We start from the raw sequence: 16,551 nt of genomic DNA on the forward strand, positions 1-16,551 counted from the left end.
CCCTTGGTTTTTCGAGGGTCCTTTCCTCACTCCTCGGGGGGGGGGGGCATTGAGTTCTTTTAGGCCCGCCGGTGGGGGGTGCGGCGCGACACGGCGCCCGGCCACCCGGCACAATGCAGGCGAAGGGGCCCTGCCCCGGCATGCACAGCCAGTAGAGCCAGTACGAGAAGGCGAGTCGGTAGAACCGTGACGACGTCCATCGAAGGCAGGATCGCCGAGGAGCTCGGCGTACGCGAACGGCAGGTGAAGGCGGCCGTCGAGCTGCTCGACGGCGGGTCGACCGTGCCGTTCATCGCGCGCTACCGCAAGGAAGCGACCGAGATGCTCGACGACGCGCAGCTGCGCACGTTGGAGGAGCGGCTGCGGTATCTGCGGGAGCTGGAGGACCGTCGGACAACGATCCTCGACTCGGTGCGCGAGCAGGGCAAGCTGGACGAGGCGCTGGAGGCGCAGATCCGGGCGGCCGACACCAAGGCGCGTCTTGAGGACATCTATCTGCCGTTCAAGCCCAAGCGGCGCACCAAGGCGCAGATCGCCCGGGAGGCCGGGCTCGAACCGCTCGCCGACGGCCTGCTCGGTGACCCGTCGGTCGAGCCGCTCGCCGCTGCCGCCGCCTTCGTCGACGCCGACAAGGGTGTCGCGGACGGTGCGGCGGCGCTGGAGGGGGCCCGTGCCGTCCTCACCGAGAGGTTCTCCGAGGACGCCGATCTGATCGGTGAGCTGCGTGAGCGCATGTGGTCGCGCGGGCGGCTGGCCGCCAAGGTGCGGGACGGCAAGGAGGAGGCGGGCTCGAAGTTCGCCGACTACTTCGACTTCGCCGAGCCGTTCACCGCACTGCCCTCGCACCGGGTGCTCGCGATGCTGCGGGGCGAGAAGGAGGACGTGCTCGATCTGGTCCTGGAGCCGGAGGAGCCCTCCGAGACGCCCGGCCCCTCGACGTACGAGAACATGGTCGCCCTGCGCTTCGGTGTGGCCGACCGCGGCCGCCCCGGCGACAAGTGGCTCGGCGACACCGTGCGCTGGGCCTGGCGGACCCGGATCCTGGTGCACCTCGGCATCGATCTGCGGCTGCGGCTGCGCACCTCGGCGGAGGACGAGGCGGTACGCGTCTTCGCGTCGAACCTGCGCGATCTGCTCCTCGCCGCACCGGCCGGTACCCGGGCCACGCTCGGGCTCGACCCCGGTTTCCGTACGGGTGTGAAGGTCGCCGTCGTCGACGCGACCGGCAAGGTCGTCGCGACGGATGTCATCCACCCGCACGTCCCGGCGAACAAGTGGGACCAGTCGCTGGCCACGCTGGAGCGGCTGGCGAAGGCCCACGACGTCGCCCTGATCGCGATCGGCAACGGCACGGCCTCCCGCGAGACCGACAAGCTCGCCGGTGAACTCATCGACAAGCACCCCGAGTTGAAGCTCACCAAGGTGATGGTGTCCGAGGCGGGCGCGTCCGTGTACTCGGCGTCGGCCTTCGCCTCGCAGGAACTCCCCGACATGGACGTGTCGTTGCGCGGCGCCGTCTCCATCGCGCGGCGACTGCAGGACCCCCTCGCCGAGCTGGTGAAGATCGACCCGAAGTCGATCGGGGTCGGCCAGTACCAGCACGACCTGTCCGAGGTGAAGCTGTCGCGCTCGCTGGACGCGGTCGTCGAGGACTGTGTGAACGGTGTCGGTGTCGACGTCAACACCGCGTCCGCGCCGCTGCTTTCGCGGGTTTCGGGGATCGGCTCGGGGCTCGCCGAGAACATCGTCGCGCACCGTGATGCGAACGGGCCGTTCCGGTCCCGCAAGGCGCTCAAGGACGTGGCGCGGCTGGGTCCGAAGGCGTACGAGCAGTGCGCGGGCTTCCTGCGCATCCGGGGCGACGATCCGCTGGACGCGTCGAGCGTGCACCCGGAGGCGTATCCGGTGGTGCGGGCGATGGTGAAGCGGACCGGCGGTGAGGTCGCCTCGCTGATCGGCAACACGGGGGTGCTGCGGTCGCTGCGCGCCGACGACTTCGTGGACGAGAAGTTCGGCCTGCCGACGGTCACCGACATCCTGAAGGAACTGGAGAAGCCGGGGCGCGACCCGCGGCCCGCGTTCAAGACGGCCACCTTCAAGGAGGGCGTCGAGAAGATCGGTGATCTGGCGTCCGGAATGGTGCTGGAGGGGGTCGTCACCAATGTCGCGGCGTTCGGCGCGTTCGTGGACATCGGTGTGCACCAGGACGGCCTGGTGCATGTGTCGGCGATGTCGCGGACGTTCGTGAAGGACCCGAGGGACGTCGTGAAGCCGGGCGACATCGTGAAGGTCAAGGTCATGGATGTCGACGTCCCGCGGAAGCGGATCTCGTTGACGCTGCGGCTGGACGACGAGGCGGCGGCCGGTACGGGGCCCCAGGGCGGCGCTCCGAGGCGCGAACGGGGTGAGCGGGGTGAGCGCGGCGGCCAGGGCGGCCGGCCACCGCGCCAGCGTCAGGGGCAGGGCGGCCAGGACCGCGACCGGCGCGGTGGCGGCGGCTCCGCCCGTCAGGCTCCGGCACCGGTGAACAGCGCGATGGCGGACGCCCTGCGGCGGGCCGGGCTCACGGACCCGAATCAGGGCGGCAAGAAGCGGTAGCAGGACCGGGCGGGGGAGGGGTGTGCCCGCGATGGCCCCCTCCCCGCCCTCCCCCTCGCGGGACGGGTGACCGTGCCCCGGCCCCCCGGGGGGAAATACCGGGCCGGACCGCGAACCGGCATCCCCTTCGCGGCACCGGCATCCGCCTCGCGCCACGGGTACCCCATTCCACGACGACGCGCCGGCGCCCCTCTGTGCGGCGCCCCGCCCTCTGCGCGACACCGGAGCCCCCTCGTGATGCCCCGAGGCGTCCGGAACCGATCGTCGGCGCACCCGGGTCCAGCCGTCAGCGGTAGCGGCACAACTACCCCGCGGACACCGGTCCTTCGCAGGATTCACCAAGACTTTCCCATATCGGTATACCAAATCGGTCTCAGGTGAACACACACTCCAGTGCCACATAGGGCACCTTGCCCCTTATATCCAGCATGTTTTCTTGCGGTACAGCAAACGGCACGCCATATTCCGATTGACGAACAAGCCTCCTGGTATACCGTTGCGCCTCAACGTGCACCCGCACCGGCAGTCGTCCGGCCATCCGGCCATCCGGCCGCCCTGCCGTTCTGCCGCCCTGCCGCCCTGCCGTCCCGAAGGAGGCTGTTCCCGTGCGTCGAATTCCGGCCACTCTCTCGGTGGCCGCTCTGCTGGTGATCACCACCGCGTGCAGCTCGCTCTCTCCCCCCGGCAAAGAGACCACCGCCCGAGCGCGGCTCACCGACCTGCGTCCCGTTCGCGACGGCGGCACGGTCACGATCGGGCTGAAGTCCGATCCCGACATGCTGGACCCGAGCCTGACGTCGACCCTGGTCGCCCGCACCGTGTTCACGTCCATGTGCGAACAGCTCTACGACGTGGACCAGGACAACAAGTTCGTACCGCAGCTCGCCGCCTCGATGCCGAAGATCACCGACGGCGGCAGGACCTTCACCTTCGATGTCCGCAAGGACGCCACCTTCAGCGACGGCGCCCGTCTGGACGCGAAGGCGGTGAAGACCTCGCTCGACCGGCACCTGCATCTGCGGGGATCCGGGCGTGCGTCCGAGATCGACTCCGTGGAGAAGGTCACGGCGATCGGTCCCTACACCGTGCGGCTCTCACTGAGTCATCCCGATGTCCCGCTCCTGGGCCGGCTGGCCAACACGGCCGGGCTGATCATGTCTCCCAAGGCGCTCAGGACGTACGGCAGTAAATTCGCCACCCATCCGTCGTGCGTCGGCCCGTTCCGGTACGTCAAACGGGTCGTCGGCGACCGGATCGAGCTGGCGAAGGACCCGCTGTACTACGACGCGGACAAGGTCCACCTGGACCACGTCATCTACAAGACGATCACCGACGGCAACATCCGGATGGCCAACATCCGATCCGGTGACGTCCAGATCGGCGACCAGATGGGCCCGGTCGAGGTGCGCAACTCCATGGGCGAGAAGGGCCTCCAGCTCCTCAACACCCCGTCGCTCGGCTACATGGCGCTCACCCTGAACGTCGGCAACTTGCACGGCATCGACAAGGACCCCAGTCCCGTCGACAGCCCCTTCGGGCGCGATGTGCGGGTGCGGGAGGCGTTCGACCTCTCCCTGGACCGCGAACTGATCAACAAGCTGGTCTTCCAGGGCATGTACAAACCGGCCTGCGGCCCCGTTCCCCCGGGAACTCCGCTCAGCACCCCCCTCACCTGCCCGAAGCGGGACGTGGCGAAGGCCGAGCGGCTGCTGAAGGAGGCCGGGGTGAAGACTCCGGTGCCGCTGGAGCTGATGATCAACACGACTCCGGACGACAGCCGCCTCGGGCAGGTCGTGCAGGCCATGGCGGCCGACGCCGGCTTCGAGGTCCGGCTGCGGCCCACCGAGTTCGCCACCGGGCTCACCCGCACCCTCGCGGGCGACTTCGAGGCGCGGACGGGCGGCTGGGGCGGGCAGCCGGATCCGGCGGGCAACATCGACAGCCTGGTCGGCACCAAGGGCAGCAACAACCAGGGCAAGCTCTCGGACCCGACGATCGACCGGCTGATCGTCGAGGGCCGCAGCACCTCGGACGTCGCCGAACGCCGCGAGATCTACCGCAAGCTCACCGCCGCGATCAACAAGCAGCACGGCGTCATCTACCTCTACCGGAACATCAACTACGTCTCCGCCTCGCAGGACGTGAGCGGGATCAAGCTCTCCGGTGACGGCCTGATCAAGGTCAAGGAAGCCGGCTACACGAAGGGGAGCCGGTGAAACTCCTGCGCAGACTGCTCACGTCGTACGTGAGCCGCCGGATCGGCATGTCGTTGGTGACCATGGTGCTGGTGAGCATCACCGTGTTCTTCGGGGTCCGCGCGATGCCCGGCGACACCGCCCAGGCCCTCGCCGGCGAGCAGACCTCCCCGGAGGTCCTGGCCGCGATCCGGGAGGAGTACGGGCTCAACGACAACATCGCGGTCCAGTACTGGCGTTACGTCAGCAACGCGGCCACCGGCGACTTCGGCACCTCGGCCCGTACCGGGCTCCCCGTGCTGGACTCGATCACCCAGGCGCTGCCGATCACCCTCGAACTGGCCGCGCTGTCCCTGCTGATGGCCGTGGTCGTCGGCATCGGCGCCGGTGTGCTGGCGGCCGTCCGGCGCGGCAAGCCGGAGGAGTGGCTGGCCAACGGCATCGCCCTGCTCGGCATGTCGGTGCCCTCCTTCTGGCTCGGCATCGTGCTGGTGCTGGTCTTCGCCATCGCCATGCCCGTGTTCGCCGCCTCCGGATTCGTGCCGTTCAGCGCCGATCCGCTGGAGAACCTGCGTCGCCTGGTGCTGCCCGCCGTGGTGCTGGGCTCCGGCCTCGCCGCGGTGGTGATGCGCCAGACCAGGGCGGCGATGATCGACGCGATGTCCTCCGACTACGTGCGCACCGCACGTGCCAAGGGGCTGGCCCCGGCCGCCGTGATCGGCCGGCACGGGCTGCGCAACTCGCTCGTCACCGTGATCACCGTGCTGGGCCTGCAACTGGGCCATCTGATCTCCGGCGCCGTCGTCACCGAACAGGTCTTCGTCCTGCCGGGCTTCGGCAAGCTCACCATCGACGCGGTCTTCACCCGCGACTACGCGATGGTCCAGGGCGTGGTGCTGTTCACCTCGGCCGCCTACATCCTGATCAATCTGCTGGTCGACTTCCTGTACTCCGTGGTCGACCCGCGCATCCGGCTCGGAGGTTCCCGATGACCCTCGCCCCGTCCCCGGCGCCGCCCGCGGCCGTCGCCCCCGCAGCGCGGCCCTCCTCGGGCCGCGCCGCGCGGCTGGCCACCGCCCTGCGCCGGCTGCGCCGCAACCGGCTGGCGCTGGTCGGTGCGGTGCTCGCCGCGGTGTTCGTGCTCGTCGCGCTCTTCGCGTCGGTGCTGGCCCCGTACGACCCCGCCCGGCCGGACTTCGGCTCCGCGCTGGCCGAACCCAGCTGGTCGCACTGGCTCGGCACCGACGACCTGGGCCGCGACCAGCTGTCCCGGGTGCTGGTGGGGGTCACCGCGTCCATGCAGGTCGGCGTGTTGGCGGTACTGCTGGCCTTCGTCGTCGCCGTCCCGCTCGGGCTGGTGGCCGGCTACTACGGCCGGTTCGCCGACTCGGTGGTCTCCCGGCTGACCGACACCATGCTGGCCTTCCCGTTCCTGGTGCTGGCCGTCGGGCTCGCCGCGGTGCTGGGCCCCTCGCTGGAGAACGCGACCATCGCGATCGGCATCTCCCAGATTCCGGGCATCGTCCGCGTCACCCGCGCCGAGACCCTGCGGCTCAAGCACCTGGACTACGTCGGCGCGGCGACAGCCAACGGCGCCGGGGACGCCGTGATCCTCTTCCGCCACATCCTGCCGAACGCGACATCGACGCTCATCGTGCAGGCCACCGTCGGCATCCCGTCCGCGATCATCGGCGAGGCGGTGCTCAGCTTCCTCGGCCTCGGGGTGCAGCCGCCCGCCCCCTCGCTCGGCGTGATGCTGTCCAGCGCCCAGCCCTTCATCGCGGACGCGCCCTGGATGGCGGTCTTCCCCGGCCTGGTCATCGTGCTCGCCACTCTGGCGTTCAACCTGCTCGGTGACGGCGTACGCGACATCCTCGACCCCCGCGGAGGCTCCCGGTGACCGAAGTCGACACATCCACCGCGACCGTGCCCGGCCCCCGCGACGGCTCCGGGCCGGTGCTCCGGGTCCGCGATCTGACCGTCTCCTTCCACGGCGCGGAACGCACCGTGCATGCCGTGGACGGGGTCTCCTACGACCTGGCCCCCGGCGAGGTGCTGGCGGTGGTCGGCGAGTCGGGGTGTGGCAAGTCCGTCACCTCGATGGCCGTGATGGGGCTGCTGCCGCCCACCGCCCGGATCGGCGGGTCGATCACCCTCGACGGCCAGGAACTGGTCGGCGCCCCGGAGAAGCGGCTGCGCTCGCTGCGCGGCCGCCGGCTCTCGATGATCTTCCAGGAACCGATGACCTCGCTCAATCCGGTGCTCACCATCGGACGGCAGATCACCGAGGTCCTGCGCCGGCACCAGGGGCTGAGCCGGAGCGAGGCCAAGGAGCGGGCCGTCGAACTGCTCGGCATCGTCGGCATCCCGGCTCCCCGCAAGCGGGTGGACGAGTATCCGCACCAGCTCTCCGGCGGTATGCGGCAGCGGGTGATGATCGCGATCGCCGTGGCCTGCGACCCCGCGGTCCTGATCGCGGACGAGCCGACGACCGCGCTCGACGTGACGGTGCAGGCGGGCATCCTCGATGTGCTCCGCTCCCTGCGCGACCGGCTCGGCACGGCCATCGTGCTGATCACCCACGACCTCGGGGTCGTCGCGGACACCGCGGACCGGGTCTTGGTCATGTACGCGGGCCGCCCGGTCGAACAGGCCTCGGTGGACGAACTGTTCGCCTCGCCGCAGCACCCGTACACCCGCGGCCTGCTCGGTGCCGTACTGCGTCCCGGCAGCCGGAACGCGGCCGGCCGGGCGCGGCTCAACGAGATCCCGGGACTCGTGCCCGATCTGCGCGAGCAGCCCGCGGGATGCGGTTTCGCCCCGCGGTGCGCGTCGGCCGACGCGGACTGCCTGACGAGCCGTCCCCCGCTGCGGCGGGCCGCCGGCACTCATCTGATCGCCTGCCACCACCCGGCCGACGTGGCCGGTGCAGCCCCGTCCCGACCCGACGCGAGCAAGGGAACCGTCCGATGACCGCCAGCCCCACCCCACCCGCCGGCGCTGCGGGGACCGTCACCCCGGTGCTGGCCGTGCGCGACCTCGAGCGGCACTTCGACGGGGCCGGCGGCACCGTGAAGGCGGTGGACGGCGTGTCGTTGACGATTCTGCCCGGTGAGGTCGTCGGCCTCGTCGGGGAGTCGGGCAGCGGCAAGTCGACCGTGGGACGCTGCGTGGTCCGCCTGGACCGGCCGACCGACGGCAGCGTGAAGATCAACGGCACGGACGTCACCACGCTCGCGCCGCGTGCGCTCAGGCCCTTGCGCAAGGACTTCCATCTGGTGTTCCAGGATCCGTCGTCCTCGCTCAACCCGCGGATGACGATTCGCCGGATCATCGCCGAGCCGCTCCGGCTGCACGGCATGGCGACCCGGGCCGAGGCCGCGCGGCGGGTGGACGAGCTGCTCGCCCAGGTCGGCCTGCGGCCCGAACTGGCGGACCGCCACCCCCATGAGCTCTCCGGCGGTCAGCGCCAGCGCGTCTCCATCGCCCGTGCCCTGTCGGTCGATCCCGCGCTCCTGGTGGCCGACGAACCGACCTCGGCGCTCGATGTGTCCGTACAGGCCTCCGTGCTCAACCTGCTCGCGGACCTGCAGCGCGACCGGGGCTTCGGCTGCCTCTTCATCACCCACGACCTGGCCGCGGTGGAGTATCTGGCGGACCGCATCGCGGTGATGTACCTGGGCCGGATCGTCGAACAGGCCCCGGCCGCCGAGCTGTTCGCGGCGCCCAAGCATCCGTACACCCAGGCACTGCTGTCCGCGGCACCGGTGCCCGACCCCGCCGAGCAGCGGGGCCGCCGCCGGATCGTGCTCGGCGGCGATCTGCCCAGCCCGCTGGACCCGCCGCCCGGCTGCCACTTCCACACCCGGTGCCCGCTGGCCACCGACCGGTGCCGTACAGAGTCGCCGGTGCTGCGCACGCTGCCCGGTGGGGCCGGCCCGGAGTCGGCCCCGCGCCAGGTGGCGTGCCACCTGGTGGCGGACGACGGCACCGTGCCGGATGCCGCGAAGGCCGCCGCGTAACACCACGGCCGCAACGCCGGAGCCCGTCCACCGCGTGGTGGACGGGCTCCGGCGTATCCGCCCGCGGGTCAGCCGACGAGCTCCAGGGCGTCCGCGACGACGCGGCCGGCGTGCAGCACCGTGCGGTCGTTGCCGCGGTCCATCACGGCGGACGCCACGGTCTCGCCCTCGACCAGCAGCAGGTCGGCACTGTCGCCCACCGAGACACCGGGCCGGTCGGCCACCGACGTCAGGCGCGGCAGCTCCGGGTGCAGGATCGAGGCGCCGCCGCGGCCGGCGACGGCCATGCAGTGCTCGATCAGCTCGTCGGCGCGGTAGCGGTTGGTGAAGGCCAGCTGCCAGGTGCGGTCCAGCATGTCCCCGTTGCCGTAGGGCGACCAGAAGTCGCGCTGGCCGTCCTCGCCGAGGCCGACCCGCACACCGGCGGCCGTCAGGTCGGCGAGCGGCAGGGCCCGGTGCTGCGCGGGGGCGACGGTCGCCATCGCGATGTCCAGCTCCGCGAACTCCTCGATGAGCCGACGGGTCGTCGCCTCGTCGACACCGCCGAGGTCGTAGGCGTGCGAGAGCGTCACCTGGCCGGTCATGCCGAGGGCGCGTACCCGCTCCAGGATGAGGTCGACGCTGAACACACCCAGCGGGCCGGGCTCGTGGAGGTGGATGTCGACCGGTGCCCGGTGGCGCTCGGCGAGGTCGAAGATGATGTCCAGGTGGCGCACCGGGTCCCGGTCCAGGGCGCAGGGGTCGATACCGCCGACGACGGCCGCGCCCGCGGACAGGGCCTGGTCCATCAGCTCCGGCACGCCCTTCTCCTTGAGCAGACCGGCCTGCGGGAAGGCCATGATCTCGACCTCGCACCGGTCGGCGTGCGCCTCCTTGGCGGCGAGCACGCCCTCGAACCGCTCAAGGCCGCAGTCCGCGTCGATCTGCGCGTAGCTGCGGACGCGGGTGGTGCCGCGCTCGATCATGCGGCCCAGGGTGTACGTGGCCCGCTCGGCGACGCTCCATTCGTCCTCGCGCCAGTGGGCGCGGTCGTTCATGGTCATGGCCCAGACACCGGAGGCGCCGGTGTGCGGGCGGAAGGGAAGCCCGATGCGGGTGGAGTCCAGGTGGCAGTGGACGTCGGAGAAGGAGGGCAGGGCGAGCCGTCCCCGTCCCGCCACGGTGTCGCCGGCCCCGGCACGGTTCGGATCGTGCGGGGTGAGCGCGGCTATCGCGCCGTTCTCGATCTCGATGTCGCACGGCTCGCCGCCCCAGGGGCGGACGTTCGTGATCAGCATGTGGTGGATCTCCTTGTCTCGGGCGCCGGTACGCGGTTGTCCGACGGCGGTCCGTCCGGCCGCCGTCGGTCACTCGGCCGGAAGCACCTCGGCCAGGGCCGCCAGGGAGGGGCCGCGGCCCCTCTCGATGTGCGCGTAGGCGAGGGCATCGGCCAGGTCTGGCTTGCCGGCGTGGATCGCGGCGCAGATGTCCTGGTGCTCGGCGCACTGGACGCGCGGATCGAGGCCACCGGTGAGGGTGAACAGCCACTGCACCAGGCCGAGCGAGGGCTGCAGAGCGTCCTGGAGCAGCCGGTTGCCGGTCATCGTGACGATCTCCGCGTGCAGGGCGGTGTTGGCGGCGGGGATCTCGTGGTTGTCGCCGCGCCGGGTGGCGCCCTCGGCCGCCTCCATGAGTTCCCGCAACCGCTCGCCGCCGCGCCCGCCGGCGCAGGCCTCCGCGGCTCTGCGCGCGGCGAACACCTCCAGACTCAGCCGGAGATCGAAGAGTTCGGCCACGTCACGGAGCGAGAGATCGCGCACGGACGCGCCGCGCCTCGGCGATATCACCACGAGCCCCTCCCCCGTCAGCCGGGTGAGGGCTTCGCGGACGGGGATGCGCGATACGCCCAGGGCTTCGGACAGTTCGCGTTCGCGCAGGCGGGAGCCGGGCGGGTACGCGCCATTGAGGATGCGGGAGCGGATCGTGCGCTCGGCGTGCTCGACATGGGACGTGCCGGATCCGGTCATGGGCGCGTCGCCTCGAACGGCGGGAACGTCGGCGGGAACAGCTCACCGGTGCCGCGACGCAGCAGGTCGCGCTCGCTGTACGCCGCGCGCATCCGCTCGAACAGGCCCTGGGCACGTCGGCGCAGGTCGACCGGGTCGATGCCGGGGATCCGGCCGTCGGTCATGACCGGGCGCCCCGCCACGACGGAGTGGATGGCCTGCCGGGCGGTGCCGTTCAGCAGGAAGGTACGGACGGGGTCGTCCTGGACGCCGTCGCGGATGTCGTCCAGCCGGAACGCGACCAGGTCCGCCTGGGCACCCGGCTCCAGCCGTCCGAGGTCGGTACGGCCCAGCGCGCGGGCGCCCCCGAGCGTGGCCGCCTCGACGTAGCGCTCGGCGGGTGCCGCGTCCGCGCGCCCGTCGACGACCTTCGCGAGGTGGACGCCGAGGTCCATGCCCCGGATCAGGTCCGGCGGGAAGGAATCGGTGCCCAGGCAGAGGTTGACGCCCGCCCGCCGGTACGCGTCGAAGGAGTGCAGTACCTGGCCGTAGCGCAGGGAGGTCTGCGGACAGTGGATGACCGAGACGCCCGCCGCCGCGAGCGTCGCCAGGTCGCCGCGGTCCTCGCCGTGCACACCGGGATGCCGGTCGATCACGATGCCGTGCGGAACGAGGAGCCGGGTGTCCAGCAGCCCGGTGCGTTCGAGCAGGCGCAAGGGAGTGGTGCCGTGCAGGTGCCGCACGAGGTCGCGTTCGTGCATGCCCTGAAGACAGTGGAGCCGTACGAGCACGTCGCGCCGCCGCGCGACGGCGGCGGTCTCCCGCATGAGCTCTTCGGTGAGCGTCTCGATGCGGCACGGCAGCAGTACGCCGTTGACCAGCGGGTCGTCCAGTCCGGCCGCGTGGTCGAGGAAGCGCACGGCGTCCCGGAGCCCGTCGCGGCCGCGGTCCTCGTCGAACTCGACGCCGCGGCCGGCGTCGGGCAGCGTCACATTGACGCCGGACCGGTAGGCGGGCCCCAGATAGCCCCGCAGGCCGATCCGCCGGGAGGTCTCCGCCATGCCGACGAGTTCGTCGTACGGCTCGGCCCAGGCGCTGTGGACCTCCGACGCGATGGGCATGTAGGTGGTGATGCCGTGCAGCGCGAGCTGGACGAGCGCGTACTCGCGGACGGTGGCCCGCTCCGCCGGCGTGAAGACGTCGTGCCGCCGGTCGGTGAAGTACTCCCGCGACCAGAGGAGCCCGCCGCCGGTCTCCGGCGGTGCCCAGGAGTCCAGCACGAGATGGTCGATGTCGGTGAGGGCGTCCAGGTCGATGAGTCCGGGCATCACCAGCGTCTCGCCGAGGTCCAGCTCCACGTCCACCGGGCCGTCGTACCCCGTGCCGACGTACGCGATCGTGTCTCCGTCCCACACGATCTCGCCGTCGCGCAGCAGCGCGTGGCCGCCGTCGCGGTGGGCGAGGATGTGGGTGGCGCGCCAGCGGGTTCGCACGGGGCCTCCTGCGGATGCGTGTCAGGGCCGGTCCGGCCGGACGGCGGTCCTTGGCTGAACCGACACTAACACTTGGCATACCAAATGCCGACGCCACCGAGATGTATGGGCGGCTGGTCGCAAATGACCTACCACTGAAGGCACAGGGTCGACCATGCGCGACCCATTTGGCATACCAGAACGGAGCTCAGACCTCCGTCACCCTCCCCGCCGCCACCTCGACCCGCCGTGTCGTCCGCACCGCTTCCAGCATGCGCCGGTCGTGCGTGACCAGCAGCAGCGTTCCCGTGTACGACTCCAGCGCCGATTCCAGCTGCTCGATCGCGGGCAGATCGAGGTGGTTCGTCGGCTCGTCGAGCACGAGGAGGTTGACGCCCCTGCCCTGGAGCAGGGCGAGCGCGGCCCGGGTGCGTTCCCCCGGGGAGAGCGTCGTGGCGGGGCGCATCACATGGTCGGCGCGCAGGCCGAACTTGGCGAGCAGCGTGCGCACCTCGGCCGGTTCGGTGTCGGGCACGGCCGCGCAGAACGCCTCCAGGAGCGACTCCGAGCCGTGGAAGAGCTTGCGGGCCTGGTCGACCTCGCCGACCACCACGCCCGAGCCGAGCGTCGCATGGCCGGAGTCCAGCGGGAGGCGGCCGAGGAGCGCAGCGAGGAGGGTGGACTTGCCCGCTCCGTTGGCGCCGGTGATGGCGACCCGGTCCGCCCAGTCGATCTGCAGCGATGCCGGGCCGAAGGCGAAGTCGCCGCGTACGGCCTGCGCTTCGCGCAGGGTGGCCACGACCGAGCCGGAGCGGGGTGCGGCGGCGATCTCCATCCGCAGTTCCCATTCCTTGCGCGGTTCGTCGACGACGTCGAGCCGTTCGATCATGCGCTGGGTCTGCCGGGCCTTGGCGGCCTGCTTCTCGCTCGACTCGCTGCGGAACTTGCGGCCGAGCTTGTCGGAGTCCGTGGCCTTGCGGCGGGCGTTCTTGACGCCCTTGTCCATCCAGGAGCGCTGCATCTGGGCGCGCCCTTCGAGGGCGGCGCGCTTGTCGGCGTACTCCTCGAACTCCTCGCGGGCGTGCGTGCGGGCGCGTTCACGCTCCTCCAGATAGGCCGCGTATCCACCGCCGTAGAGGTTGATCTGCTGCTGGGCCAGATCCAGTTCGAGGACCTTGGTGACCGTGCGCATCAGGAATTCGCGGTCGTGGCTGATGACCACGGTGCCCGCGCGGAGCCCCGAGACATAGCGCTCCAGCCGCTCCAGGCCGTCCAGGTCGAGGTCGTTGGTGGGCTCGTCCAGCAGGAAGATGTCGTAGCGGGACAGGAGGAGGGAGGCCAGGCCCGCGCGGGCGGCCTGACCGCCGGAGAGCGCGGTCATCGGCAGGTCGAGGCCGACGGTCAGCCCGAGGTCGGCCGCGACCTCCTCGGCGCGCTCGTCCAGGTCCGCGCCGCCGAGGGCCAGCCAGCGTTCCAGTGTCTCGGAGTACGCGTCGTCCGCGCCCGGCGCCCCGTCGACGAGGCCCTGCGTCGCGGTGTCCATCGCGGCCTGGGCCTCGGCGACGCCGGTGCGGCGGGCCAGGAACTCCCGCACGGTCTCCCCCGCGCGCCGTTCCGGCTCCTGCGGGAGGTGTCCGACGGTTGCGGTGGGCGGGGAGAGCCGCAGCTCGCCCTCCTCCGGGCGGTCGAGTCCGGCGAGGAGCCGGAGCAGGGACGATTTTCCGGCGCCGTTGACTCCGACGAGACCGATCACGTCACCGGGCGCGACGACGAGGTCGAGTCCGGCGAAGAGCGTGCGGTCGCCGTGTCCGGCGGCGAGGTCCTTGGCGACGAGAGTGGCAGTCATCAGGGTGCCGATCCTAATCTGCGCCCGGGGCCGAGCGGCCCGGCCGGTCGCACTCCGGCCGGGCGGGGGCGTTCTCAGCCGTCGCCCGGAGGGTTCGCCGGGCCGGAGGTGCCCGGTTCCGGGTCGTGGCCCTCGTGGAGTCCGGTGCTGATCCGGCTGCCGCCCGGACCGATCCGGATCTCGAAGTCCCCGGCGTACTTCGCGTGCCCTTCGATGACCGCGGATTCGACCGCTTCCACACCGAATTCGCGCCGTACGATCAGCGGATCCTGGCGCAGGTCCCGCATCAGCGCCACGCACATGCCGATCATGACGAGGGTGAACGGCGCGGCGACCAGGATCGTGAGGTTCTGGAGCCCGGCGAGCGCATCGCCCTTGCCGTTGCCGATGAGCAACATGATCGCGGCCACGGCGCCGGTGACCACGCCCCAGAAGACGACGACCCACTTGGCCGGTTCGAGGATGCCCTTCTGGGAGAGCGTGCCCATCACGATGGAGGCGGCGTCGGCGCCCGAGACGAAGAAGATGCCGACCAGAACCATCACCAAGAGGCTCATCACCGTGGCGATCGGGAACTGCTGGAGCACTCCGAAGAGCTGCGCCTCCTGGGTGACGGCGTGGCCGAGCTTGCCGGCCTCCTGCAGATTGATCGCCGTGCCGCCGAAGATCGCGAACCAGACCAGGCTGACGGAGCTGGGCACCAGGATGACTCCGCCGATGAACTGGCGGATCGTGCGGCCGCGGCTGATCCGGGCGATGAACATGCCGACGAAGGGCGTCCAGGAGATCCACCAGGCCCAGTAGAAGACGGTCCAGTTGCCGAGCCACTCGGCCACGTCGCCCTTGCCGGTCGCTTCGGTACGTCCGGCGAGCTGGGCCAGATTGCCGAAGTAGGCGGCGATCGACGTGGGCAGCAGGTCGAGCACGATGATGGTGGGCCCCGCGACGAAGACGAAGACGGCGAGCACCAGGGCGAGCACCATGTTGGTGTTGGAGAGCCACTGGATGCCCTTCTCCACACCGGAGATCGCCGAGGCGACGAAGGCCACGGTCAGCACGGCGATGATCAGGACCAGGAGTCCGGTGCCGGTCTTCTCCTTCCAGTGCAGCTCGTGGAAGCCGCTGCCGATCTGGAGGGCACCGAGCCCCAGTGACGCGGCGGAGCCGAAGAGGGTCGCGAAGATGGCGAGGATGTCGATCAGCCGGCCGAGGCCGCCGTGGGCGTGCCGGGATCCGATGAGCGGCTCGAAGACGGCGCTGACCGTCTGCCGCCTGCGACGCCGGAAGGTGCTGTACGCGATGGCCAGGCCGACCACCGCGTAGATCGCCCAGGGGTGGAGCGTCCAGTGGAACAGGGTGGTGGCCATCGCCGTCTGCATCGCTTCGGCGGCGTCCGCGGGGCGGGTGCCGGGCGGCGGGTTGGTGAAGTGGGCGAGCGGCTCGCTGACCCCGTAGAACATCAGGCCGATGCCCATGCCGGCGCTGAACATCATGGCGACCCAGGACACGGTCCGGAATTCGGGCTCCTCCCCCTCCTGGCCGAGGGAGATCTTGCCATAGCGGCTGATGGCGAGCCAGAGGGCGAAGACCACGAAGCCGGTCGCGGCGAGCATGAAGGCCCAACCGCCGTTGTGGATCAGCCCGTTGAGCATGGAGGTGGAGATGTCCTCCAGCGAGTCGGTGGCGGTGGCTCCCCAGACCACGAAGGCGAGGGTGAGGACGGCGGTGACGCCGAACACCACCCGGTCCGTCGTGGGGTGCCGGTTCCGGGCCGGGTCGCCGGGGAGATCCGCCGTCACCGGCAGTTCCCCCCGGCCGCCCGTTCTCTGTTCATCCTGCGACACGAATGGCACCTTTCACGGAAGCAATTATTTCACTCTCCGTAGGCAGTACCACACGCAGCGCTCACCTCATGGGACCAACAAGCGGTACCGGCTCGCCCGTTCCGGAGGTTCAGCGGCAGGCTTCGGAGATGCCGTCGAGCCAGTCGCGGACCGCCTCGCGCTGCTCCGGCGCGAGCGCGGCTTCCAGTTCGGCTTCGCGGCGGCCGACGGCGATGCGGGCCCGCGCCAGGAGCGTCCGCCCGGACTCGGTGACCTGGATGCGATGGGTGCGCCGATCGGACGGGTTGGGGTGCCGTTCGATCAGCCCCTGCTGTTCGAGGCCGCCGATCATCTCGTTGGCGGCCTGCCGGGAACTCGCCACTTCCCGGGCCACGTCCGCGACCGACATCCCGGGTTGCGCCTCGGCCATCATCAATGTCGCGTACTGCGAGGTCGACAGCCCGAATTCCTTGAGCTCCGCCCCGATCGCCGACCGGCCGCCCGCTGACCGCGGTCGGGGCCCCCCCAGGGGGGGCCAAAACGGGGGGGGGGGGCGGTCTGGAAGGGTTTCCCCCCAGGAAAGGAGGGGGGGGGGCGGGGGAGTCACCAA

Annotated in this window: 12 protein-coding genes; 6 read left to right on the forward strand and 6 right to left on the reverse strand. The window is 71.0% G+C overall.

The annotated features are described in order from the left end of the window. Nucleotides 1-186 precede the first annotated feature (186 nt). The 6 genes from ACFVX4_RS13880 to ACFVX4_RS13905 all read left to right on the forward strand — a co-directional run bounded on the left by ACFVX4_RS13880 (nt 187) and on the right by ACFVX4_RS13905 (nt 8,815). Nucleotides 187-2,598, forward strand: a complete 2,412-nt coding sequence (locus tag ACFVX4_RS13880) for a Tex family protein (RefSeq protein ID WP_389975851.1) — start codon at nt 187-189, stop codon at nt 2,596-2,598. Between the two features lie 605 nt (nt 2,599-3,203). Next, complete coding sequence (locus ACFVX4_RS13885) at nt 3,204-4,814, forward strand: ABC transporter substrate-binding protein (protein ID WP_389975854.1); 1,611 nt, start codon at nt 3,204-3,206, stop codon at nt 4,812-4,814. Then, entirely contained in the window at nt 4,811-5,785 is a 975-nt protein-coding gene (locus ACFVX4_RS13890; protein ID WP_385324860.1) for an ABC transporter permease, read from the forward strand. The genes ACFVX4_RS13885 and ACFVX4_RS13890 overlap by 4 nt, the downstream gene beginning before the upstream one ends. Then, nucleotides 5,782-6,693: an ABC transporter permease gene (locus ACFVX4_RS13895; RefSeq protein ID WP_389975857.1), complete on the forward strand. Its 912-nt coding sequence runs from the start codon at nt 5,782-5,784 to the stop codon at nt 6,691-6,693. The genes ACFVX4_RS13890 and ACFVX4_RS13895 overlap by 4 nt, the downstream gene beginning before the upstream one ends. Further along, entirely contained in the window at nt 6,690-7,766 is a 1,077-nt protein-coding gene (locus ACFVX4_RS13900) for an ABC transporter ATP-binding protein (protein WP_389975860.1), read from the forward strand. Before ACFVX4_RS13895 ends, ACFVX4_RS13900 begins: the two co-directional genes overlap by 4 nt. Beyond that, nucleotides 7,763-8,815 (forward strand): ABC transporter ATP-binding protein, encoded by a 1,053-nt coding sequence (locus ACFVX4_RS13905; protein ID WP_389975863.1) that lies wholly within the window; start codon nt 7,763-7,765, stop codon nt 8,813-8,815. The genes ACFVX4_RS13900 and ACFVX4_RS13905 overlap by 4 nt, the downstream gene beginning before the upstream one ends. A 68-nt stretch (nt 8,816-8,883) precedes the next feature. On the opposite strand, the gene ACFVX4_RS13910 is transcribed toward ACFVX4_RS13905, so the two are convergent. The 6 genes from ACFVX4_RS13910 to ACFVX4_RS13935 form a co-directional block, all read right to left on the reverse strand. Continuing rightward, complete coding sequence (locus ACFVX4_RS13910; RefSeq protein WP_389975865.1) at nt 8,884-10,092, reverse strand: amidohydrolase family protein; 1,209 nt, start codon at nt 10,090-10,092, stop codon at nt 8,884-8,886. Between the two features lie 69 nt (nt 10,093-10,161). After that, on the reverse strand, nt 10,162-10,821 hold the full coding sequence (locus tag ACFVX4_RS13915; RefSeq protein ID WP_389975868.1) for a GntR family transcriptional regulator: 660 nt from the start codon (nt 10,819-10,821) through the stop codon (nt 10,162-10,164). Then, nucleotides 10,818-12,293: a chlorohydrolase family protein gene (locus tag ACFVX4_RS13920; protein ID WP_389975872.1), complete on the reverse strand. Its 1,476-nt coding sequence runs from the start codon at nt 12,291-12,293 to the stop codon at nt 10,818-10,820. Before ACFVX4_RS13920 ends, ACFVX4_RS13915 begins: the two co-directional genes overlap by 4 nt. A 187-nt stretch (nt 12,294-12,480) precedes the next feature. Beyond that, nucleotides 12,481-14,118: an ABC-F family ATP-binding cassette domain-containing protein gene (locus ACFVX4_RS13925; protein ID WP_385552301.1), complete on the reverse strand. Its 1,638-nt coding sequence runs from the start codon at nt 14,116-14,118 to the stop codon at nt 12,481-12,483. 74 nt (nt 14,119-14,192) lie between these two features. Continuing rightward, nucleotides 14,193-15,962 (reverse strand): BCCT family transporter, encoded by a 1,770-nt coding sequence (locus tag ACFVX4_RS13930; RefSeq protein ID WP_389975875.1) that lies wholly within the window; start codon nt 15,960-15,962, stop codon nt 14,193-14,195. 109 nt (nt 15,963-16,071) lie between these two features. Continuing rightward, nucleotides 16,072-16,548, reverse strand: a complete 477-nt coding sequence (locus ACFVX4_RS13935) for a MarR family winged helix-turn-helix transcriptional regulator (protein WP_389976454.1) — start codon at nt 16,546-16,548, stop codon at nt 16,072-16,074. Nucleotides 16,549-16,551 lie beyond the last annotated feature (3 nt).

The organism is Streptomyces sp. NPDC058240, assembly GCF_042882135.1.
Lineage (GTDB): Bacteria > Actinomycetota > Actinomycetes > Streptomycetales > Streptomycetaceae > Streptomyces.